This is a genomic window from Paraburkholderia sp. AV2 (genome assembly GCF_054968425.1).
The window spans coordinates 71,537-92,019 of record NZ_JBANLK010000016.1 but is presented as its reverse complement, the minus strand read 5'-3'; the positions used below and the strand labels follow the sequence as shown (position 1 = coordinate 92,019).

The window sequence follows — 20,483 nt, the reverse complement described above, 5'->3', positions numbered from 1 at the left end:
GTATCTCTTTGAAGCACGATCAGCACCCTGGGCACGACAAGCCCATCGCCGCCACTCCCGACACCGACCGCCGTTCTGCGTGCCCGGGCCTGCTGCGCGTGGTCGCGGCGCGCGACGGCGGCCTGTGCCGCGTTCGCCTGCCTGGCGGCGTGCTCGCCTCCGCAGAAGCGCATGCCATCGCCGAAGCGGCGCGCGCGCATGCGAGCGGCGTGATCGAGTTGACGAATCGCGCGAACGTGCAGTTGCGCGGTGTGCGCCCCGGCCACGAGCACGCCCTGAGCGAAATGCTCATGCACGCGGGCCTCGGGCCCGATCTACCCGCGCCCACGTCTGGCGACGACGAAAACGCCTGCGCCCACGCTTCGCTCGCCGACGATCGGCGCAATCTGATGCTGAGCCCGCTGGCGGGCTGCGACCCCGACGCGCTGTTCGACACGACGACGCTGACCGAGCCGATCCTCGACCTGTTGCAGCACGAACCGCGTTTTGCGGCGCTCACGCCCAAGTTCGCACTGCTGGTGGATGGTGGCGAACGCCTCGCGGCGCTCGATCATCCGCACGACATCTGGCTCGCCGCGGCAAAGCACGGCGAACGCCCGGTGTTCATGTTCGGCCTCGCGGGCTGCCCCGGCGACGAAGCGCTGGGCGCCGTCGAGCCGCGGCACGTTCCCGCCCTGCTCCGCGCGCTGCTGCATGCTTTCCTCGATCTCGCCGAAGCCGGCCAGCGGCGCATGCGCGACGTGCGCGCAAGCCGGGGCTCGGAAGCCGTGCTGTTGCAGGCGCAACGGTATCTGGACTTCGCGCCGATGCGCGACGAAACCGTGCGCCAATGGCAACGCGCGCCGGTTGACACGGCGGCTCGGCTCGGTGCCCATGCGTTGCGTGCCGATAGCGGCTATATCGGCGCCCAGCCGCCGCTCGGCCGTCTCGACGCCGCCACGCTCGACGCACTCGCATCGCTCGCGCAATCGCACGCCACCGCCGCCCTGCGCATCACGCCGTGGCAAGGCGTGCTGCTGCCCGGCGTCGCGACGCACCAGCTTGCGCCCACGCTAACGCAGTTGGGCGCGCTCGGCCTGATGACCGAAAGTGCCGCGCCGCTTGCTCGGCTGATCGCCTGCACGGGCTCCGAGGGCTGCGCGAAAAGCCGCGCCGACACCAAGGCCGACGCGCTGCGCCTCGCCGCCCGCCTGGGCCGGAACACGCCTGCCGAGGTACACCTGAGCGGCTGCGAGCGCTCATGCGCAGCGGTGCATCGCGCACCGTGGACGCTGCTCGCTGTCGCGCCCGACTGTTACGACCTCTACGCACGCGACGAAGCCGCAGCCGGATTCGGCCGCCTCGTCGCGCCTCACCTGACGATCGATGCCGCTGCGGATGTGCTCTTGCAGCGGCCCCGGAGCACCCCCGATGCCTGACTATATTCGCGACGGCGCGGCGATCTACCGCGAGTCGTTCGCGACGATCCGCGCCGAAGCCGACCTCGCGCACGTTCCGCCCGACCTCGAAAAACTCGCCGTGCGCGTGATCCACGCGTGCGGCATGGTCGACGTCGCCGCCGATCTCGCGTTTTCCGCGGGCGCGGGCCACGCGGGCCGCGCGGCGCTCGCGGCCGGCGCGCCCATCCTCTGCGACGCGAAGATGGTGGCCTACGGCATCACGCGCGCGCGCCTGCCCGCCGCCAACGAAGTGATCTGCACGCTCGACGATCCGCGCGTGCCCGGTCTCGCGCGCGAGATCGGCAATACGCGCTCGGCCGCCGCCCTCGAGTTGTGGCGGCCGCATCTGGCCGGCAGCGTCGTCGCCATCGGCAACGCGCCCACTGCGCTCTTCCATCTGCTCGACCTGCTCGCCGCCGGCGCGCCGCGCCCGGCGCTCATCGTCGGCATGCCGGTGGGCTTCGTCGGCGCCGCGGAATCGAAGGCGCTGCTCGCCGAAGCCGAAGGCGCGCACGGCGTGCCGTTCGTCGCGGTGCACGGCCGCCGCGGCGGCCGCGCCATGGCCGCCGCCGCCGTCAACGCACTCGCTTCGGAGACCGAATAAATGGCGCGGCAAGGACGTCTCTACGGCATCGGCGTGGGCCCCGGCGACCCCGAACTGCTCACGCTCAAGGCTGTGCGATTGCTGAAAGCGGCGCCCGTGGTCGCGTACTTCGTCGCGAAAGGCAAGAAGGGCAACGCGTTCGGTATCGTCGAAGCCCACCTCGAACCGGACCAGACGCATCTGCCGCTCGTCTATCCCGTGACGACGGAGGCGCTGGAGCCGCCGCTCTCGTACGAAGCGATCATCGCGGACTTCTACGACACGGCGTCGACCCTCCTCGCGGAGCATCTCGACGCGGGCCGCGACGTGGCCGTGATCTGCGAAGGCGACCCGTTCTTTTACGGCTCGTACATGTATCTGCACGACCGGCTCGCCGCGCGCTACGAAGCCGAAGTCGTACCCGGCGTGTGCTCGATGCTGGGCGGCGCGGCGGTGCTGGGCGCGCCGCTCGTCTACCGCAACCAGAGCCTTTCCGTGCTCTCGGGGGTGCTGCCCGAGGGCGAACTGCGCCGCCGCCTCGCCGAAGCGGACGCCGCCGTGATCATGAAGCTCGGCCGCAATTTCGACAAGGTGCGCCGCGTGCTGGGCGAACTCGGCCTCGCCGAACGCGCGCTATACGTCGAACGCGCGACCATGGCCAATCAGCGCATCGTGCCGCTCGACGAAGTCGATCCCATGGCGTCGCCCTACTTTTCGCTGCTGGTGGTGCCGGGGGAAAAATGGCAACGCTGAAAGCGACGTCGAAAACAGCGCCCGCCATCGTGATTCTCGGGCCGGGCGCACTCTCCACGGCGCGGCGCGTACAGCGCTGCTACGAAGGCGCCCGCGTGCATGCATTGCAGGGGCGCGTGGAAGGCGACGTGGCATTCAACGAGCTCGGCACGCATCTGCGCGCGCTCTATGCCGAAGGCACGCCCATCGTCGCGCTGTGCGCCGCGGGCATCGTGATCCGCTGCGTGGCGCCGTTGCTCGCCAACAAGGGCGCCGAGCCTCCCGTGCTCGCGCTCGCCGAGGACGGGAGCGCCGTGGTGCCGCTGCTGGGCGGCCTCGCCGGCGTGAACGTCATGGCGCGCACGATAGGCGAAGCGCTCGGCATCGCGCCGGCCATCACCACGAGCGGCGAATTGCGCTTCGGCACCTGCCTGCTCGACCCGCCCGCGGGCTATGCGCTTTCGAGTCTCGATCAGGGCAAGCGCTTCGTTTCCGACCTGCTTGCGGGAGAATCCACGCGCATCGAAGGTGCCGCGCCCTGGCTCGATTACGTGGACCTGCCGCGCGACGGCGCCGCGCGTCACGCGATCCGCGTGAGCCCGCGGGCCTGGGACGGCACGCGCGAGGCACTCGTGATTCATCCGCGCAGCATCGTCGCCGCCGTGAGCGAGACGCGCGCGACTCTCGCCGATGCGGTGCGCGATGCGCTCGCTTCGCAAGCCTATGCGCCGCTCGCGCTCGCCGCGTTGCTCGCGCCGGCCGCGCGCATGAGCGACCCCGCGTGGGCCGAGGCCGCGGCCGGCCTCGGCGTGCCGCTGCGCTTTGCGGATGCGCCGGCCGCGACGTCCGGTGCGCTGCTCGAAGCGTGCGGTCTGCAGGCCCGCTTCGACGCCGGTGGCGTCGCCTTCGCCGTTGCCGATGCGCCGGTCGATCCGCACACGCTGGGCGTGGCGCGCGGCAAGCTCACGGTGCTCGGTCTCGGCCCCGGCCGCGCCGACCTGCTCGCCCCCGCCGCCCGGGCCGCGCTCGACGACGCCACCGACATCGTCGGCTACGCGACTTACGTCGAAATGGCTGGCCCGCTGCGCGCGGGCCAGCACCGCCACGCCACCGACAACCGCGAAGAGTTGCAGCGCGCGCGGCATGCGTTCGAACTGGCGAGCGCCGGACGGCGCGTGGCCGTGGTCTCGTCGGGCGACCCCGGCGTGTTCGCAATGGCCGCCGCCGTGCTCGAAGCCCTCGAAGCCTCGGACAACGCGCGCTGGCACGCGGTCGAACTCGAAATCGTCCCCGGCATCTCGGCGGCGCTCGCCACGGCCGCGCTCGCAGGCGCGCCGCTCGGCCACGACTTCTGCCTGTTGTCGCTCTCCGACAACCTCAAGCCGTGGGCCGTCATCGAAAAACGCCTTACGCACGCGGCGCAGGCCGACCTCGTGATGGCGTTCTACAACCCCATCTCGCGCGCGAGGCCGTGGCAACTCGACCGCGCGCTGGAAATCGTGCGCCGGCATCGCACCGCGCAAACCCGCGTGGTGCTGGGCCGCGACGTGGAGCGGCCTGCGCAGACGCTGCGCAATACGACGCTCGGCGCGCTGCGCGCGGAAGACGTGGATATGCGCACGATGGTGATCGTCGGGTCGTCGGCGACGCGGGGCTTCGGGCGTGACGGCGGTGGCGAGTGGGTTTATACGCCGCGCTGGTATCGCGAGGATGCAGCGCCCGAAAACTGAAATGTGGCGGGCGCAACGCCCGTCACCCAATCCGCCACCGATTTCCACATAACGCACCATTCGCGTGCAAACTCCCCGAGCCGGTCGCCAATTCAATACTGCACCGGCCAATCCCCTGTTTTCCAATCGTAATGCAGGAATCCGCCCGCACACGCCACGCCTGGTGCTCGCATTGGCCTGCCTCGTCCACGCCACAATTTCCCAAAATTGACACATATTGCCAATAATATGCAACCCGCCCCGCAGGCTCGGGCGACGTGGCCCTTGCGTCGCTCGTTGCAGCAAATAAAACCGATCCGGCGACGAAGGGGTGTCGCCAAACCTGACATGGGATGAAAGGACAATGAGTACCCAGTGGAAAGTGCTGATTCCAGCCCTGCTGATCAGCACCGGCGCTCACGCACAGAGCAGCGTCACGCTGTACGGCATGATCGATGAAGGCATCAACTTCACCAACAACGCCGGCAACGGACAGGCCTGGACAATGAAGAGCGGCGACGTGGCAGGCAGCCGCTTTGGCCTCAAGGGCACCGAAGATCTGGGCAGCGGTTATAGCGCGATCTTCCGCCTCGAAAACGGCTTCAACGCGAGCAACGGCGAAGCGGGCCAGGGCCAGCGCATGTTCGGCCGCCAGGCCTATGTGGGACTTGCCTCGCAGAACTACGGCACGCTGACGCTCGGCCGCCAGTACGATCCGACCGTCGACCTGTTCAGCCCGATCACCGCCGGCGGCAACTGGGCCGGCGACGTGGGCGCCACGCCGTTCGACAACGACAATACGGACTGGGATTACCGCGTCAACAACTCGGTGAAGTACGTTTCGCCGACCATCGCCGGCCTCACGGGCGAAGCGATGTACGGCTTCAGCAATACCGCGGGCGGCTTCGCGGACAACCGTCTCATCAGCGTCGCGGGCCAGTACCAGTACGCCGGCCTGACCGCCGTGGCCGCCTATATGCGCATCGACAACCCGGGCCAGGGTACGTCCGGCGCCGTGACCAACGACTCGGTGTTCACCGGCTCGACGCAGGAGAACATCGACGCGGGCATTGCGTACGACTTCAAGACGTTCAACATCGCCTTCGCGTATTCGCACACCAACATCGACCAGCCGACCGCCAACAGCTATCTCTCCGGCTCGCTGACGCCGGCCAACGGCGGCGCGTGGACGCGCTGGCAATTCGACAACTTCCAGATCAACGGCCAGTACTTCCTCCGTCCGAATCTCTGGCTCGGCGCGTCGTACATCTACACGATGGGCAAGCTCGACACGACGGCCGGCAACTACAGCCCGAAGTGGCATACGGCTGAAATCACGTTCGACTACGACCTCAGCAAGCGCACGTCGGTCTACATCCAGGGCGCTTATCAGCACGTGGCGGGCGGCAACACGGGCACGCAGTTCGACGACGCGCAGATCGTCGCCGCGCCGGGCGCCTCTTCGACCGAAAACCAGGTCGTGGCCCGCGTGGCGATGCTCCACAAGTTCTGACGCGCCCACGCCTCGCGCAGAGGATGCGGACTTACGGCTCCCGCCGTAAGTCCTTCTAACTTGTTGCGCCATCCGCGATTCGCTTGAACTTTTCCCGCAGCGCGCCGTAAACACGTAGACCGTGTCATTTCCCCGGAGCGCGCCGATGACCCCTGCAGAAGAATCCATTACGCATGTGGTTCTGCTCACGCCCGAGTCGTTGCCGCTTGGCCAGCCGCTCGCCTGGCCCGTGGTCGATCGCGATGGAACGCTGCTTCTCGCGCGCGGCGCCGTTCTCGTCAACGAAACGGAGCGGCGCTTCCTGTTCGAGCACTTCGCGCCGCAGCGTGGGGATCTCGATGCGCCCGAAGCCCTCAAAGCCCCGCAGGAAGAAACCGGTCCGCGCAACGTCGATGCGCCACCGGCTCTGCGCGAAATGCACCTCACGCTCGGCGCCCTCATGGGCCTGCGCTCGCAGATGAGCGGCAGCAGCGGGCCGATGCAGCCGTGCCGGCTGATTGGTTTCGCACCCAACGACATGATGTTCGTGACGCCGCCGCACGTGAGCGGGCGCATGCTCGAATTGATGCCGGGCGAGAACGTCGAGCTCGTCGCCATCGCCAGCCAGGCGGTCTACCGCTTCGTCTGCTCCGTCGAGGCGATCTGCCAGGCGCCGCTCGAATACCTCATCCTCTCGAAGCCCGGCGCCGTGCGCCGCCTGCGCGAACGCAAGTCGATCCGCGTGCGCGCGCATATTCCCGTGCGCTACGGGCTCGGCGAAAGCGGCGCCGGCTACGACGGCATTGCACTCGCGCGCAGCATCAGTTCGCTGGGGCTGTCCATCTCCGCGCCGTGGGCGCTCGGCAAGGTCGGCGAGCGGCTGCGCATTGCCTTCACCGTGCAGTCGGGCGAGGTAATCACGCCGATCGAAACGGGCGCCGTGATTCGCAACGTGCAGCAGGAAGGCGGCCCCGATGCGGGTCCCGACGCACCTGCCACGCTCGGCCTCGAACTCGACCAGCTCGGCGCCACCGAGCAGATGGCGATGAAGGTCTATGTCTTCGACCGCCAGGACGACGTGCTTTACTGGAGCGGCTCAGTCCGCTGATGCCGGCGTTGCGTCCGCTTTTGCTTCTGCTGTTGCTTCAGCAAGCAGCGTGCGCGCGTCGATGCACTGCGCATCCCACGCCTCGGCCAGCACGGCGCAACGGCCGAGCCGCACGGCCGCCGCTTCGAAATCGACTACGGTGACGCGATCTGCATGGCGCGGACGCGCGAGCCATTGCGTGCTGCGTCCGTCGCTCATGAGCCACAGATGGCGGGAGCGGCCCGGATCGCGACGCGCGGCCGACTCCAGCACGCGTGCCGCCGCCGCGATACCCGCCGCGAGCGGCGTTCCGCCTCCACCGCCAATGGGCGCGAGCCAGCGTTCGTTCCACCAGCGCGGCACGGCCGGGCCGAAGCGCAGTTCCGCCCCCGCGCCGCCGAACGAAATCAGCGCGACCTGGAAGCGTGCGTGACGCGCGCGATCGAACAAGGCGACGAGCACGCCCTTGGCGAGCGCGAGCTGTCCGCGCGCCAGCATCGATGCGGAGCAATCCAGCACGAAGCAGTGCAGCGCCCCCGTCCCGGCTCGCCTGCGCGCGTAGCGCAGATGATCGATATGCAGCCGCGCCTGGCATTTGGCGGCGAGTGTTGGCGCCCACGCAATGCGCGCGCCCGGCCCGCCGTCGCGCGTTGCGCGGGCGAGGCCCGAGCCTGGGCCCGGATCTGGGTCTTTCAGCCGCCGGGCGCCGCCCTGTGCGGAGGCGGCAGCCCTTGCCCGACGGGTCAGCGTTTTTTTGCGGGCAGCGGAATCACACCCTTCACAGGCGTGACGGCCACCGGCTCGGGCGGCAGCGCACCCCAATCCGCATCTGCCTGGGACTGCCGATCGTCCGTGCTTGCGGGCGAGCGGTCGGCGCTGGCGCCCGCTGGGGCGGGATCCTGAAACGCCCGGCGCCGGTGCGCGAGCACGGCCGCCGCCACCTGATCGACGTGCGCCGTGCTCACGTCGTGCGCGCCCTCGAACGCCGCGAGCGCGCGCGCCGCGCGCAGCATCACGATGTCCGCGCGCATGCCGTCGACCCTCGCTTCGACACACAACGCCGCTGCGCGCTCGTGCACCGCGTCGCTCAACATAAGCGTGGCCACGCGCTCGCGCGCCGCGCGCAAGCGCCCGGCCAACGCCGTTTGTGCCGCCTCGCAGGACGTGCAGAACGCATGCGGATCCGCGTCGAAGGCGAGCCGTGCCTTGACGATGCGCTGCCGCTCCGCGGCATCGAAGCTGTTCTCCAGTTCCACCATCAACCCGAAGCGATCGAGCAGTTGCGGCCGCAACTCGCCCTCCTCCGGGTTCATCGTGCCCACGAGCACGAAGCGCGCGTCGTGCGTATGCGAAATGCCGTCGCGCTCCACCGTGTTGGTGCCGCTCGCCGCCGCGTCGAGCAGCACGTCCACGAGCGCATCCGGCAGCAGGTTGACCTCGTCGACGTAGAGCACGCCGCCATGCGCCTTCGCGAGCAGCCCCGGCGAAAAGTGCACGGCGCTCTCGCGCAGCGCTGCTTCGAGATCGAGCGAGCCGATCAGCTTTTCCTCGCTCGCGCCGAGCGGCAGCGTGACGAATGCGCCGTCGGGCAGCAGCGCGGCCAGCGCACGCGCCGCCGTGGATTTCGCCGTGCCGCGCGGGCCGCTCACGAGCACGCCGCCAATGGCCGGATCGACGGCCGCGAGCAGCAGCGCCTGCTGCAAGGGCGCCTGGCCGACCAGTGCGGTGAACGGAAAGGCGGGTCGAAAATCGGGGGGAAGCGCCGCTGCGCTCATGGTGCTAATCCTTCCAGTTGCTGCCCGGCTTCGAGCAGACGTTGTTCGAGTTGCGCGCGATGAGCACCGGGTTGCTGCCACAGCCCGCGCTGGATCGCTTCGAGCAGGCGCTCGCAGATAGCGTGCAGTGCGTGCGGATTGTGCCGCGCGAGGAACGCACGCGTGGTGTCGTCGTGGACATAGGCGTCGGCCACGAGCGCGTACTGGTGGTCGCCCACCACGCGCGCCGTCGCATCGTAGCCGAACAGATAGTCGACGGTCGCCGCCATTTCCGCCGCGCCCTTGTAGCCGTGGCGCTTCACGCCGTCGATCCATTTCGGATTGACCACGCGCGAGCGGATCACGCGCGCGATCTCCTCGGCGAGCGGGCGGATGCGCGGTGCGGCAGGGTTACTGTGGTCGGCGTGATAGAGGCTCGGCTGCTCGCGCGAGAAGTGCCGTGCCGCCGCCGCCATGCCGCCCTGGAACTGGTAGTAGTCGTTCGAGTCGAGCACGTCGTGCTCGCGGTTGTCCTGGTTCTGCAGCACGACGTCGATGGCCGCGAGACGCGCGCCGAACGCCTCGCGCGCCTCGTCGCCCGCGCTGTTCTGGGCATACGCATAGCCGCCCCACGCCTGGTAGGCCTGCGCAAGATCGGCATCGGTCTGCCACTGGCGCTGGTCGATCAGGTCCTGCAGGCCCGCGCCGTAATGGCCCGGCCGCGCGCTGAACACGCGCCAGCCGGCGCGGCGGCGCGCTTCGGCTGGCTCGATGCCGCCCTTGACGAGCGCATCGCGCTCGCGCAGCACGCGCTCACGCAGGAGGTTCAAGTGCGGCGGCTCGTCGAGGTCGGCCACGGCCTGCACCGCCGCGTCGAACAGATGCATGACGTTCGGAAACGCGTCCCGGAAGAATCCGGAAACGCGCAGCGTCACATCGATGCGCGGCCGGTCGAGCGCCTCGGCGGGCATGATCTCGAAGTCGATCACGCGATGACTGCCCGCCGCCCACTTCGGCCGCACGCCGATCAGCGCGAGCGCCTGCGCGATGTCGTCGCCGCCCGTACGCATGGTGGCCGTGCCCCAGACCGAGAGTCCCACGGCGCGCGGGTAGTCCCCATGCTCCTGCAGATGGCGCTCGATCAGTTGTTGCGCCGACTTCATGCCGAGCGACCAGGCGGCCTGCGTCGGCACCGCGCGCGTATCGACCGAATAGAAGTTGCGGCCTGTCGGCAGCACGTCGGGGCGGCCGCGCGAGGGCGATCCGCTCGGGCCTGGCGGCACGAAACGGCCCTCCAGCGCGCGGCGGAACTGGCGCAGTTCCTCCGTGCCGCAGGCGTCGAGGCGCGGCAGCACGTCGTCGGCAAGGCGCGCGAGCACTTTCGCAGCTTGTGGCAACGATGCTTCGCATTCCACCGTGCCGGCGTCGCATACGCGCGCGACCAGCGATCCCGCCAGCGCCTCCAGCCGCTCGCGCGTATCGCCCGTGTGGCGCCAGGGCGTCTCGCTCACCGCTTCGAGCAGCGCCGGGCGCGGCCCGGTCCACGGCGCGGCCCAGTCCACGGCGGCCGGGTCGAGCAGATGATCGATCCGCAGATCGCGTGCGAGCGCGTCGATCAGTCCGGCGTTCGCGCCCTGCCCGTCGCCGCACGCATAGCGGCCCAGCGCCAGCAGTGTGTCGCGCCGCTGCGTCCCCTGCGGCGACGCGCCGAAGATATGCAGCCCGTCGCGAATCTGCGCTTCCTTCAGTTCGCAGAGCCAGGCGTCGGCACGCGTGAGCAACGCGTCTTCCGTCGCTTCGTCCTGCGGCGCCGGCATGCTGAGTTCCTCGTGCAGCCGGTGCTCGACGATCGTCTCCAGGATGGTCCGGCGCAACAGTTTCGCGCGGCGCGGATCGACCATCAATGCTTCGTAATACTCATCGACCTGCCGTTCGAGATCCTGCAGCGGGCCGTAGTTTTCGGCGCGCGTGAGCGGCGGCATCAAATGATCGATGATCACCGCCTGCGCGCGCCGCTTGGCCTGGCTGCCCTCGCCGGGGTCGTTGACGATGAACGGATAGACGTGCGGCAGCGGGCCGAGCGCCATGTCGGGCCAGCAGGTATCGGCCAGCGCGACGCTCTTGCCCGGCAGCCATTCGAGGTTGCCGTGCTTGCCCACGTGCGCGATCGCGTCGATGCCGAAGGTCTCGCGCAGCCAGAAGTAAAATGCTAGGTACGCGTGCGGCGGCACGAGTTCGGCGTCGTGATAGTTCGCGTAGGTGTCGTCGCCGCGCGAGCGTGACGGCTGGATGCCGACGAAGACCTGGCCGCAGCGCCAGCCCGCAATCATGAAGCGGCCGCGGCGCACGGTGGGATCCTGCTCGGGCGGCCCCCAGCGCGCGATGAGCGCGTTCTGCGCGGCGGCGGGCAAGCGCGCGAACGCGCGCCGGTAGTCGTCGAGGGCGAGGCTTTGCCACGCGGGCCGCAGCGCGCGCGTGTCCGGATCGTTGGTCACGCCCTGCGTGAGCCGCGCCATGAGCGCGTCGCCATCCTCGGGTAGATCGGGCAGGTCGGCCACGGCGTAGCCTTCGTCGCGCAGCATCCGCAGGAGGCCAACCACCGAGGCCGGGGTGTCGAGTCCCACGCCGTTGCCAATGCGCCCTTCGCTCGCCGGATAGTTCGCGAGCACGAGCGCGAGCTTTTTCTCCGCATTCGGCAGCCGGCGCAAACGGCACCAGCGGCGGCTCAACTCCGCCACGAACGCCACGCGCTCGGCATCGGGCTGATAGCGCACGACGTCGACCTGGGTTTCCTTGCAGTGGTACGCCAACCCCTTGAAGCTGATCGCCCGCGTGATGAGACGGCCGTCCACTTCGGGCAGCGCGATATGCATGGCAATGTCGCGCGAATTAAGGCCGTGATTGTCCTTGAGCCAGTATTCGCGGTTGCCGCCGGAGAGGATCACCTGCAGCACCGGCGCGTCGCCCGCGAGCGCGAGCGGCGCGGGATCGTCGAGCGACGAGGCCGCGAAAGCCGTGGTGTTCAGCACGAGCGCGATGTCGTGCGCGGCGCAGAGCCCGTCGATCACGTCGCGGCTCAACGTGTCCTTGAGCGAAGTGACGGCAAGCGGCAGCGGATTCATGCCGCGCTCCGTCAAGGCATCGATCAGGGCATCGAACGCCGCCGTGTTGGCGGCCTGCAGATGCGCCTTGTAGAAGAGCAGCATGACCACCGGCGCATCGGGCTGCCAGCGCGCGCGCCAGTCTTCGATCGTGGCAACGTCGCGCGATGGATGATAGAGCGCGGCCGCGGGCAGCGCGAGCGGCGGTGCCGGTTCGCTGCCCCAGCCGAAGGCGCGCCACGCGAGCGCGCGCAGGAAACCCTCGGCGTTCGCCGCGCCGCCTTCGCGCAGGTACCGCCACAGCAGCCGGCAGAATTCGGGCTCGGCACGGCTCTTCGCGATCAGGCCGGGATCTTCCTGAAGGTCGCCGGAGAACATCGCGAGCAACTGATCGCGGCGTTTGGCGAGCGCGACCACCTGCTCGATGCCGTAGGGCCAGTAGGCCTCGCCGCCCAGATGATCGACCACGACAACGCGCGCATGCTGCAACACGTCGTCGACATAGAAGTCCACCGAGGCCGGCTGGCGCAGATACGTGACGTTCGCAAGCCGCACGCTCGGGAACCCGGCGGGCAGGCGCGGCACGATACTCGCGAGCAGCGCGAGCGTCGTGTCGGCGGAACTGAGGATGACGATGTCGGCGGGCTGCTGGTCGATACGGACCACGCCGGCCGTATCGTCGACGAAGCCGCCCGGCGTCGTTCGCAACAAATGCATGAGAGAAGTGTCGCTGGCGTTGGCGTGGGTCGATCAGGCCAGCGCGCCCGGTGCGAGCGCGGCTTCGAATGCGCGTTGCAGCGTGGCGGCGTCCAGATTTTCGCCGATCAGCACGAAGCGGCTCGCGAGCGACTGCGACGCGGCTTCCTGCGCGTTCCAGCGGCGGTCGAAGTAGCTGTCGAAACGGCGCCCCACGCCCTGCACCACGAGCCGCATTGGAGCGCCGGGCAGCGCGGCGAAGCCCTTCACGCGATAGATCGTGTGCGCGTCCACAAGGCGCTGCAGCGCCTCGATCGCGCCCTCGCGCGAGGCAACCGTGGCCGTGACGACGACCGAATCGAATTCGTCGTGGTGATGATCGGCATCGTCGGCGGAACCATGATGGTCGTGGCGCAGATGGATGCTTTCCTCCGAGGCCGCTTCGAGCCCGAGCAGCGTATGCAGATCGAGCTGGCCATGTTGCGCGCGTACGATCTTCACCTGCGGAGGCAGTTCCTCGCGCAGTTCCTCGATGAGCGCATCCTGCGCCGCCGCGTCGAGCAGATCGGTCTTGTTGAGGATGACGAGATCCGCGGCCGAAAGCTGATCTTCGAACAGCTCGTGCAGCGGCGATTCGTGGTCGAGATTCGGGTCGGCCTTGCGCTGCGCGTCCACGGCTTCGGGGTTCTCGGCGAACTGGCCGCTCGCGGCGGCGGGGCCGTCCACTACCGTCACTACCGCATCGACCGTGAAGGCGTTGCGAATCGATGGCCAGTTAAACGCCTGCACGAGCGGCTTGGGCAGCGCGAGCCCCGACGTTTCGATCAGCACGTGATCGATCTCGCCGCGGCGCTCGAGCAGTTGCTCCATCACCGGGAAAAACTCTTCCTGCACGGTGCAGCAAAGGCACCCGTTGGCCAGTTCGTAGAGCTGGCCTTCCCGTTCGTTGCCGTTCTCGTCGCAGCCTATGCCGCAACCGCGCAGGATTTCGCCGTCGATGCCGAGTTCGCCGAACTCGTTGACGATCACCGCCACGCGCAAGCCGCCCGCGTGCTGAAGAATGTGACGCAGCAGCGTGGTTTTGCCGCTGCCGAGAAAGCCCGTGACGATGGTGACCGGGATCTTGCGCATGTTCATGAGGTATTCCTTCGGCGCGAATGGCCGCGGGCGTGGAGCATGGATCCGGCACCGCCTCCCCGCAGCGCGAATCCCTCGTGTCTGGCCGGTATCCGGACTGACGAAACGCCGCTCCGCCTTCCCGCGCGCCGGTCCTCGCGGACCGTCTGCACAGTGGCATGAGCTGCATGCGGCGCGCATGCGTCGAAGCGGCTTGCCTCGCCCATGCAGGGCGAAGCGATCGTTGTACCGTTGCGGGTGCAGTTCAGGTTGGCCAGTCCCTCGCCGGGATGGCTCCCTGATTCCCGTTTAACTGCGCGCGCAAGGAACGCGCGCGCGAGCACCAGAGTGCGTGCGAGTGTAGGCGTGGGCCACGGGATCGTCAAGGAAAGGCCCGGACGCCCGCTGTTGTTTACCCCTGGCGCCGGGACCTCGCGCCCGGGCGCGAAAAACCGTGTGCTATCGTATGCGCGCATCCGCCGGGCAACGGGCAAAGCCCGCGCCGCGGTGTCTGCTGCCCTGTCCGCTGCCTTGTTTCCAAGCACTCACCGTGAATTCCGCTACGTCTGCAAGCCTGCTTCCCGCGCCCTCCGCCTTACCCGGCCCCGCAGCGCTTGCGCTCGGTATCGGCTGCCGCCGCGGCGCGACGCTCGCGCAGATCGAGCGCGCCGTGCGGGCTGCGCTCGCGGTGTTGCCGATGGCTCGCGTTGCGGCCGTGGGGACGCTCGACGCGAAAGCCGACGAACCTGCGCTGCTCGCGTTCTGCGCGGCACATGGCTTGCCGCTTCACACGTACACACGCGAAGCCATCGCTGCCGTGCCGGTTGAGGCCGAGCCATCGGGTGCAGCGCGCACGAAGTTCGGCGTCGATGGCGTGAGCGAGCCTTGCGCCCGGCTCGCCGCCGGCGGCGGACCGCTGGCGTGCGGCAAGCTCGCGCTCGACGGCGTGACCGTAGCGGTTGCCGTGGTCGTTGCCGCAGTCGTTACTCCCGCGCAGGCGCCGCGCTAAACCGGCGGTGCATACGCACACGTTAAGAACCCCGCATCCTCAGACCTCGTTTCGCCCATGAAAACCGATCCCGATTCGCACCTGCGCATGACCCAACGCCGCCGTGAAGGCCACGAAAAGAAGCAGGCGGCGGCTTCCGTCGAAAAAGGGCTTTTGATCGTCAACACCGGCAACGGCAAGGGCAAGAGCACGGCGGCCTTCGGCATGGCCGTGCGCGTGCTGGGCCACGGCATGAAGCTGGGCGTCGTGCAGTTCATCAAGGGCGCGCTGCACACGGCCGAGCGCGACTTCCTTAGCAGCGTCGCCCATTGCGATTTCGTGACGATGGGCGACGGCTACACCTGGAACACGCAGAATCGCGACGCCGACATCGCCACCGCGCGCAAGGGCTGGAACGAGGCGAAGCGCATGATCGAAAGCGGCGAATACGGCATGGTGATCCTCGACGAGCTGAATACCGTGCTCAAGTACGAGTACCTGCCGCTCGACGAAGTGCTCGCCGTGCTGAATGCGCGCGGCCCGCTGCAGCACGTGGTCGTGACGGGCCGCCACGCGCCCGACGCGCTGATCGAAGCCGCCGATCTCGTCACCGAAATGCGGCTCGTGAAGCATCCGTACCGCGAGCAGGGCGTGAAAGCGCAAAAGGGCGTGGAGTTCTGAGCCGATGGTTGCCCGCGCTGCCAGCATTGCCTGCCCCGCGCTCTTCGTCAGCGCACCCGCCTCGGGCCAGGGCAAGACCACGCTCACGGCGGGACTCGCGCGCCTGCACCGCCGCGCCGGCAGGCGCGTGCGCGTCTTCAAGACCGGGCCCGACTTTCTCGATCCGATGATCCTCGCGCGCGCAAGCGGCGCGCCGGTCATGTCGCTCGATCTGTGGATGGTGGGCGAGCACGATTGCCGCACGCTGCTCACGCAGGCCGCGCAGGAAGCCGACCTGATTTTGATCGAAGGCGTTATGGGCCTCTTCGACGGCACGCCCAGCAGCGCCGATCTCGCCACGACCTTCGGCGTGCCGGTGGCGGCCGTGATCTCGGCGAAGTCGATGGCGCAGACCTTCGGCGCCGTCGCATTCGGGCTCGCGCGCTTTCGCCTCGACGTCCCGTTCCATGGCGTGCTGGCGAACCGCGTGGGCTCGGCACGGCATGCGCAGATGCTGCAGGAAGCCTTGCCGGCCGACCTCCGCTGGCTGGGCCACGTGGCCGGCGACGCCCTCATCGAACTGCCCGACCGGCATCTCGGCCTGCATCAGGCGAGCGAGATCGCCGACCTCGACGCACGCATCGAACGCGCCGCCGACGCGCTCGCGCAAACCGCGCTAGCGGACCTGCCGCCGCCCGTCGAATTCTCGCTCGCGAGCGCGCCGACTCCCCTTCCGCGCCTGCTCGAAGGCCGGCACATCGCGATTGCGCGCGACGCGGCGTTCTCGTTTGTCTATCCGGCGAACGTCGCGCTGCTCGAAGCGCTGGGCGCGCGCGTGACGACCTTTTCGCCGCTCGCCGACGAGGCCGCCCCGGCGAACGCCGATGCGATCTATCTGCCCGGCGGCTACCCCGAACTGCACGCCGCGGCGCTCGCGCGCCATACCCGCAGCGCGGCGTCGCTGCGCGCGCATGTGGAGGCCGACAAGCCGCTGGTCGCCGAGTGCGGCGGCATGCTCTGGCTGCTCGAAGGCCTGACCGATACCGAAGGCACGCGCACCCCCATGCTCGGGCTGCTGCCGGGCGAGGCGGTCATGCAGCGGCGCTTCGCGGCGCTCGGCATGCAGCAGATCGACAGCGCGCACGGCACGCTCAGGGGCCACACGTTCCACTACTCGCGCGTGAGCACACCGCTTGCGCCCACACTCGTCGCGCGCCATGCGCAGACCGGCGCCGCGGGCGAGCCGCTCTACCGCCACGGCCCGATCGTCGCCACCTACCTGCATGCCTGGTGGCCCTCCAACCCCGCTTTCACGGCCGCACTCTTTCATGGCTCAACCCTTTGACGAAGCCGGGCGCGCGGCGGTCTACCGCGCGATCTACGAACGGCGCGACATGCGGCACTTCGTGCCCGGCCCCGTCGATCCAGCCACGCTGCAGCGCCTGCTGGACGCCGCGCATCACGCGCCGAGCGTGGGCTTCATGCAGCCATGGCGCATCGTGCGGATCACCGACGCAACGTTGCGCACGCAACTGCATGCGGCGGTCGAGCGCGAGCGCCTCGCCACCGCCGATGCGCTAGGCAAGCGGCACGATGAGTTCATGAAGCTGAAGGTCGAAGGGATGCGCGAATGCGGCGAACTGCTCGTCGTCGCGCTGATGGATCGCCGCGAGCCGCATATCTTCGGGCGGCGGACGCTGCCCGAGATGGATCTCGCCTCGGTAGCCTGCGCGATCCAGAACCTGTGGCTCGCGGCGCGCGCCGAAGGGCTGGGCATGGGCTGGGTGTCGATCTTCGACGTGGACGAAGTGCGCGGGCTGCTCGCCATGCCGGCGGGCGCCAAGCCGGTGGCAATCCTGTGCCTCGGCCACGTGGCCGAATTCTATCCGCAGCCGATGCTGGAGATGGAGCATTGGGCCGAGCGCCGCGCGCTCGGCGAATGCGTCTACGAAAACCGCTGGCCGCGGGATGGCGCCGAAGACGATCGGCCGCCTTCGGCCTGACGTCACTGCGCCGGGGCGACTGCCTTTACGGAAATGACTTCCGGCAGCGCGCCCGCGCCGCCCTCGCCCCCCGCACCCGCTTCTGCCCCCGCCTCGCGCAGCTTCACGCGCCATTGCGGCGCACCGGCCGCACCGGCATAAGGCAGCCGCGCGAGCGCGCTCGCGACGAGATACGGCAGCGCCTCCTGGGCATTGGCGTTGCGGTCGTGCTTCACGACGCTCACGCGGTACGCCTCGGCGCCGCCGGGCAACGCGAAGAAACGCAGCGTGAGCGCATGCACGTACGGCCGCCCGAACCACGGGAATGGCGAACCGGCGGCCGGCTCGCAAGCCGGCGCACAGTCGCCCTGGGCAATCCCTACATCGGCCGGGCGCGTCGACCAGGCAGCAGAAACCACGTAGGCCGCCTTCTCCGGCGCGCCGTCCACGAAGCCGCGCTTCGCGAGGCCATCGCGCAACAAGGCTTCGTACGGCGGATTCGATACGGCCTCAGCCTCGGCCGGGGTACGCGCCAGACGATAGACCACGGTACGCTGGCCTGCGTCCGGCAAGGCGCCGCGTGCGCTCACGTCGGCGTTCACGCCGGCGCAACCAGCCAACGCGCCAGCCGTCAGAAAGAGGCATACCGTCAACAGGATCTTCACCGCAAACTCCATCGAACTCACCGCCAACCGCTCATTGGCACGCAAGCACCTCAGAGAGGCGCGTCGAGCGCGGGAAGCGACATCCTCAGAGTCGTGCCCTTGCCGGGCTCGCTCTCCACGTCGACCTCGCCGCCGTGGCGCGTCACCACCGTCTTCACGAACGCCATGCCGAGCCCGGCCCCGCTCACCTCGGGCCGCTGCTCCACATGAAAGCGCTGGAAAGGTTCGAAAAGCCTCGCCTGGTCTTCCAGCGAAATGCCGTAACCTTCGTCGCGAATCGAGCAGATCACACGTGCCGCCTGCGGCGCCACGCTTCCCGCCGTGGCAGAGATAGTACAGACAATTCGCGTATCGGGTGGGCTGTACTTCACGGCGTTGTTCAGGAGATTCACCAGCGCCCGTGTCATCAGCGACCGGTCGGCGTTGATCCAGCCCATCTGATCGTCCTCGAACACGGTCTCGATATGGATGCGCTTCGCGTGCGCCTGCGGCCAGACTTCGTCGCTCGCGTCGATCACGAGGTCGGCGAGGCTCGCGGGTTCGAGCGCGTACACCTGCGACTCCGCGCGCGCGAGTTGCACGAAGTCGTCCGCAAGCGTGAGCGCCCGCCGCGCGTAGCGTTCGATACGGTCCATCACGTCGCCCACGGGGCCCGAGCTCAGCGTGCCGCGCTCGCGCTCGGTCTCCACGAGCGCGACGATCGATGCCTGGGGCGAACGCATGTCGTGCGAAAGCAGCCTCAGCGCATCTTCGCGCTGGCGTTCGGCATCGTGCAGCGCGGTCACGTCCACGAGGCCCGCGATCCAGCCCACCGCCTGGCCCTGGGCGTTCGTGCAGCGCGCGTAGCGCAGCAGGTAGTCGCTGCCGTCGGCCGCGCGCACTTCCACGCCGCGCTCCATGAGCTCGGCGAATTCGCTGCGCGCCGGATCGAGCGGCGCGGGCCAGTGCGCATGCGCGAAGGCCGTCGCCTCGGGGCTGGGGTCGATCGGCTTGACGAGCGTGAAGCCGCCGAACACGGCGGCCATCGGCCGGCCTTCCGCTGCGCCGATGCCGAGCCGGTCGAACGACTCGCGCGCCGCGTGGTTGGCAATCAGCACGGAGCCGCGCAGATCGGCGACCAGAATGGGCTCCGGCACGGAATCGAGGCTGTCCCACACGAAGCGGCGCATGTCCTGGAGCCGCTGCGCGGCCTGGGCCATCAGCGCCATCTGCTGCGCGAGCGCATCGCCCGCGAATTCGCGGCGAGTGCTGTGCGCCTCCGGCAGCAGATAAGGCTCGTCGGCAAGCTGGCGCAGTTCCTTGCGCAGGTACGCCATGGTCATCTCGAGACGGCGCCAGCTCCACATCGGATAGACCACGAGCAGCACGACGACCGAGGGGACCGGGCTCAGCCATACGCGCGCCCCGTAGAGCAGCGCCGCGCTCACGCCGAACGACGCCGCGCCCAGCCCTGCCGAAAGCAGCAGCGCGCGCCACGGCGAGAGCCAGAGAAAACCCGCCAGCAGCAGGGCAAAAGGCACGAGCGTGGCCAGTACGACCCAGAAGGTCGAAGCGGGCTCGATGGCGGTGCCCGAAAGCAGGGTGTCGAGAACGCTCGCATGAATGTAGACGCCGGGCAGCGGGCCCAGCGTACCCGAGAGCGGCGTCGCGAACCGGTCGAAGAGACCCGACGCCGTGACGCCGACCACCACCACCCGCCCGCGCAGCACGTCGGGGGGCACGCGGCCTTGCAGCACGTCGTCGAACGATACCTTGCGATAGGTCTGCGCGTTCGTGCTGAACGGAATCAGGAAGCGCGCCTCGCTGTCCGGGCCACCCGCGAGCGTCAGATCGGCGCCGTGCATGACCTGCGGCACGCCGTCCGCCAGCACGACCTTGCCGGCGCGCACCGCGCGCCACGGCGGCACCATGAGCTGCGGCCAGCGCTGATGCGCGTCGCCCTCGAAGAGCGCGACGCTGCGCACGATGCCGTCGCTGTCCACCTCGAGATTGATGTGCCCTAGCCCCGCGGCCGCATTCGCAAGCGGCGCGACGGGCAGCGCGACCTGACGGTTGCCGGCCGCGTCGGCCTGCGACAGCAGGATCGGCAGGTAGACCGGACGCGCGGCGAACGCCTCGGCAAGGCGCGCGTCGTCAGGCGAAGGTTCGGTGAAGAGCACGTCGTAGACCACGGCGGCCACGCCGGCCTTCGCGAGCTGATCGACGAGCCGCGCGTGAACGCTGCGCGGCCAGGGCCAGCGGCCCAGCGCCGTGACGCTCGCATTGTCGATCTCGACGATGACGATGTCGGGCGACACCGGGTGCGAGCGCGCGGTGAGAAAGCGGTCGTAGACGAGATGGTCGGCGCCGGCGGTCCAGTGCCACACGACGCTCAGCAGCACGATCGCAATGCCCGCGCAACTCACGCCCACCCACTCGAAGAGGAAGCGGCGCCCGACCGAGCGGCCAAGGCGCTGACGCGGCTTGACGCTCATGACGG

The 20,483-nt window shown here is 69.1% G+C and carries 16 protein-coding genes and 1 riboswitch; of the genes, 10 read left to right on the top strand and 6 right to left on the bottom strand.

The window, feature by feature from the left end:
- Positions 1-44 precede the first annotated feature (44 nt).
- From cobG to V8683_RS13960, 6 genes are all read left to right on the top strand, one after another.
- Complete coding sequence (gene cobG, locus V8683_RS13985) at positions 45-1,418, top strand: precorrin-3B synthase (protein WP_411192507.1); 1,374 nt, start codon at positions 45-47, stop codon at positions 1,416-1,418.
- Positions 1,411-2,043, top strand: coding sequence for a precorrin-8X methylmutase (locus V8683_RS13980; RefSeq protein ID WP_462880649.1), 633 nt, complete (start codon positions 1,411-1,413; stop codon positions 2,041-2,043). The genes cobG and V8683_RS13980 overlap by 8 nt, the downstream gene beginning before the upstream one ends.
- Entirely contained in the window at positions 2,044-2,775 is a 732-nt protein-coding gene (locus V8683_RS13975) for a precorrin-2 C(20)-methyltransferase (RefSeq protein WP_411191347.1), read from the top strand.
- A complete protein-coding gene (gene cobJ, locus V8683_RS13970; protein WP_411191348.1) occupies positions 2,763-4,484 on the top strand; it encodes a precorrin-3B C(17)-methyltransferase in 1,722 nt (573 codons plus the stop codon). The genes V8683_RS13975 and cobJ overlap by 13 nt, the downstream gene beginning before the upstream one ends.
- A 343-nt stretch (positions 4,485-4,827) precedes the next feature.
- Positions 4,828-5,976 carry a porin gene (locus V8683_RS13965; RefSeq protein WP_411191349.1) on the top strand — a complete coding sequence of 383 codons (1,149 nt, stop codon included), beginning with the start codon at positions 4,828-4,830 and terminating at the stop codon, positions 5,974-5,976.
- Positions 5,977-6,121: 145 nt separating this feature from the next.
- On the top strand, positions 6,122-7,063 hold the full coding sequence (locus V8683_RS13960; RefSeq protein ID WP_411191350.1) for a flagellar brake protein: 942 nt from the start codon (positions 6,122-6,124) through the stop codon (positions 7,061-7,063).
- Here the strand turns inward: V8683_RS13960 and V8683_RS13955 are convergent.
- Genes V8683_RS13955 through cobW form a run of 4 tightly spaced genes read right to left on the bottom strand, consistent with a single transcriptional unit; the run spans position 7,052 to position 13,724 of the window.
- Positions 7,052-7,738, bottom strand: a complete 687-nt coding sequence (locus V8683_RS13955; protein ID WP_411192508.1) for a vWA domain-containing protein — start codon at positions 7,736-7,738, stop codon at positions 7,052-7,054. The two genes, V8683_RS13960 and V8683_RS13955, sit on opposite strands and share 12 nt — an antisense overlap.
- Before the next feature lie 47 nt (positions 7,739-7,785).
- A complete protein-coding gene (locus V8683_RS13950) occupies positions 7,786-8,817 on the bottom strand; it encodes an ATP-binding protein (RefSeq protein ID WP_411191351.1) in 1,032 nt (343 codons plus the stop codon).
- Complete coding sequence (cobN, locus tag V8683_RS13945; protein ID WP_411191352.1) at positions 8,814-12,614, bottom strand: cobaltochelatase subunit CobN; 3,801 nt, start codon at positions 12,612-12,614, stop codon at positions 8,814-8,816. The genes V8683_RS13950 and cobN overlap by 4 nt, the downstream gene beginning before the upstream one ends.
- Before the next feature lie 33 nt (positions 12,615-12,647).
- Positions 12,648-13,724 (bottom strand): cobalamin biosynthesis protein CobW, encoded by a 1,077-nt coding sequence (gene cobW / locus V8683_RS13940; RefSeq protein WP_411192509.1) that lies wholly within the window; start codon positions 13,722-13,724, stop codon positions 12,648-12,650.
- Between the two features lie 72 nt (positions 13,725-13,796).
- Positions 13,797-14,072, bottom strand: a riboswitch (cobalamin riboswitch).
- A gap of 211 nt (positions 14,073-14,283) precedes the next feature.
- Between cobW and V8683_RS13935 the strand changes: the two genes are divergently transcribed.
- From V8683_RS13935 to bluB, 4 genes are read left to right on the top strand one after another with little or no spacing between them, the layout of a single operon-like run.
- The gene (locus tag V8683_RS13935) at positions 14,284-14,718 is read left to right on the top strand and encodes a cobalamin biosynthesis protein (protein WP_411192511.1); all 435 of its coding nucleotides are present in this window, start codon (positions 14,284-14,286) and stop codon (positions 14,716-14,718) included.
- A gap of 57 nt (positions 14,719-14,775) precedes the next feature.
- Positions 14,776-15,378 (top strand): cob(I)yrinic acid a,c-diamide adenosyltransferase, encoded by a 603-nt coding sequence (cobO, locus tag V8683_RS13930; RefSeq protein ID WP_411191353.1) that lies wholly within the window; start codon positions 14,776-14,778, stop codon positions 15,376-15,378.
- 4 nt (positions 15,379-15,382) lie between these two features.
- Positions 15,383-16,702 (top strand): cobyrinate a,c-diamide synthase, encoded by a 1,320-nt coding sequence (locus V8683_RS13925; protein WP_411191354.1) that lies wholly within the window; start codon positions 15,383-15,385, stop codon positions 16,700-16,702.
- Positions 16,686-17,360: a 5,6-dimethylbenzimidazole synthase gene (bluB, locus tag V8683_RS13920; RefSeq protein ID WP_411191355.1), complete on the top strand. Its 675-nt coding sequence runs from the start codon at positions 16,686-16,688 to the stop codon at positions 17,358-17,360. The genes V8683_RS13925 and bluB overlap by 17 nt, the downstream gene beginning before the upstream one ends.
- A gap of 2 nt (positions 17,361-17,362) precedes the next feature.
- Here the strand turns inward: bluB and V8683_RS13915 are convergent, their stop codons facing one another.
- Complete coding sequence (locus V8683_RS13915; RefSeq protein ID WP_411191356.1) at positions 17,363-18,004, bottom strand: DUF4136 domain-containing protein; 642 nt, start codon at positions 18,002-18,004, stop codon at positions 17,363-17,365.
- Between the two features lie 50 nt (positions 18,005-18,054).
- Positions 18,055-20,478, bottom strand: coding sequence for a CHASE2 domain-containing protein (locus V8683_RS13910; RefSeq protein WP_411191357.1), 2,424 nt, complete (start codon positions 20,476-20,478; stop codon positions 18,055-18,057).
- Positions 20,479-20,483: the final 5 nt, after the last annotated feature.

Bases quoted from the DNA above. Each gene is read 5' to 3' on its own strand.
- V8683_RS13975 (WP_411191347.1), top strand. From the start codon at position 2,044: ATGGCGCGGCAAGGACGTCTCTACGGCATCGGCGTGGGCCCCGGCGAC.
- V8683_RS13950 (WP_411191351.1), bottom strand. From the start codon at position 8,817: ATGAGCGCAGCGGCGCTTCCCCCCGATTTTCGACCCGCCTTTCCGTTC.
- cobJ (WP_411191348.1), top strand. From the start codon at position 2,763: ATGGCAACGCTGAAAGCGACGTCGAAAACAGCGCCCGCCATCGTGATT.
- V8683_RS13925 (WP_411191354.1), top strand. From the start codon at position 15,383: ATGGTTGCCCGCGCTGCCAGCATTGCCTGCCCCGCGCTCTTCGTCAGC.
- cobW (WP_411192509.1), bottom strand. From the start codon at position 13,724: ATGCGCAAGATCCCGGTCACCATCGTCACGGGCTTTCTCGGCAGCGGC.
- bluB (WP_411191355.1), top strand. From the start codon at position 16,686: ATGGCTCAACCCTTTGACGAAGCCGGGCGCGCGGCGGTCTACCGCGCG.
- V8683_RS13965 (WP_411191349.1), top strand. From the start codon at position 4,828: ATGAGTACCCAGTGGAAAGTGCTGATTCCAGCCCTGCTGATCAGCACC.
- V8683_RS13980 (WP_462880649.1), top strand. From the start codon at position 1,411: ATGCCTGACTATATTCGCGACGGCGCGGCGATCTACCGCGAGTCGTTC.
- V8683_RS13910 (WP_411191357.1), bottom strand. From the start codon at position 20,478: ATGAGCGTCAAGCCGCGTCAGCGCCTTGGCCGCTCGGTCGGGCGCCGC.
- cobO (WP_411191353.1), top strand. From the start codon at position 14,776: ATGAAAACCGATCCCGATTCGCACCTGCGCATGACCCAACGCCGCCGT.
- cobN (WP_411191352.1), bottom strand. From the start codon at position 12,614: ATGCATTTGTTGCGAACGACGCCGGGCGGCTTCGTCGACGATACGGCC.
- V8683_RS13960 (WP_411191350.1), top strand. From the start codon at position 6,122: ATGACCCCTGCAGAAGAATCCATTACGCATGTGGTTCTGCTCACGCCC.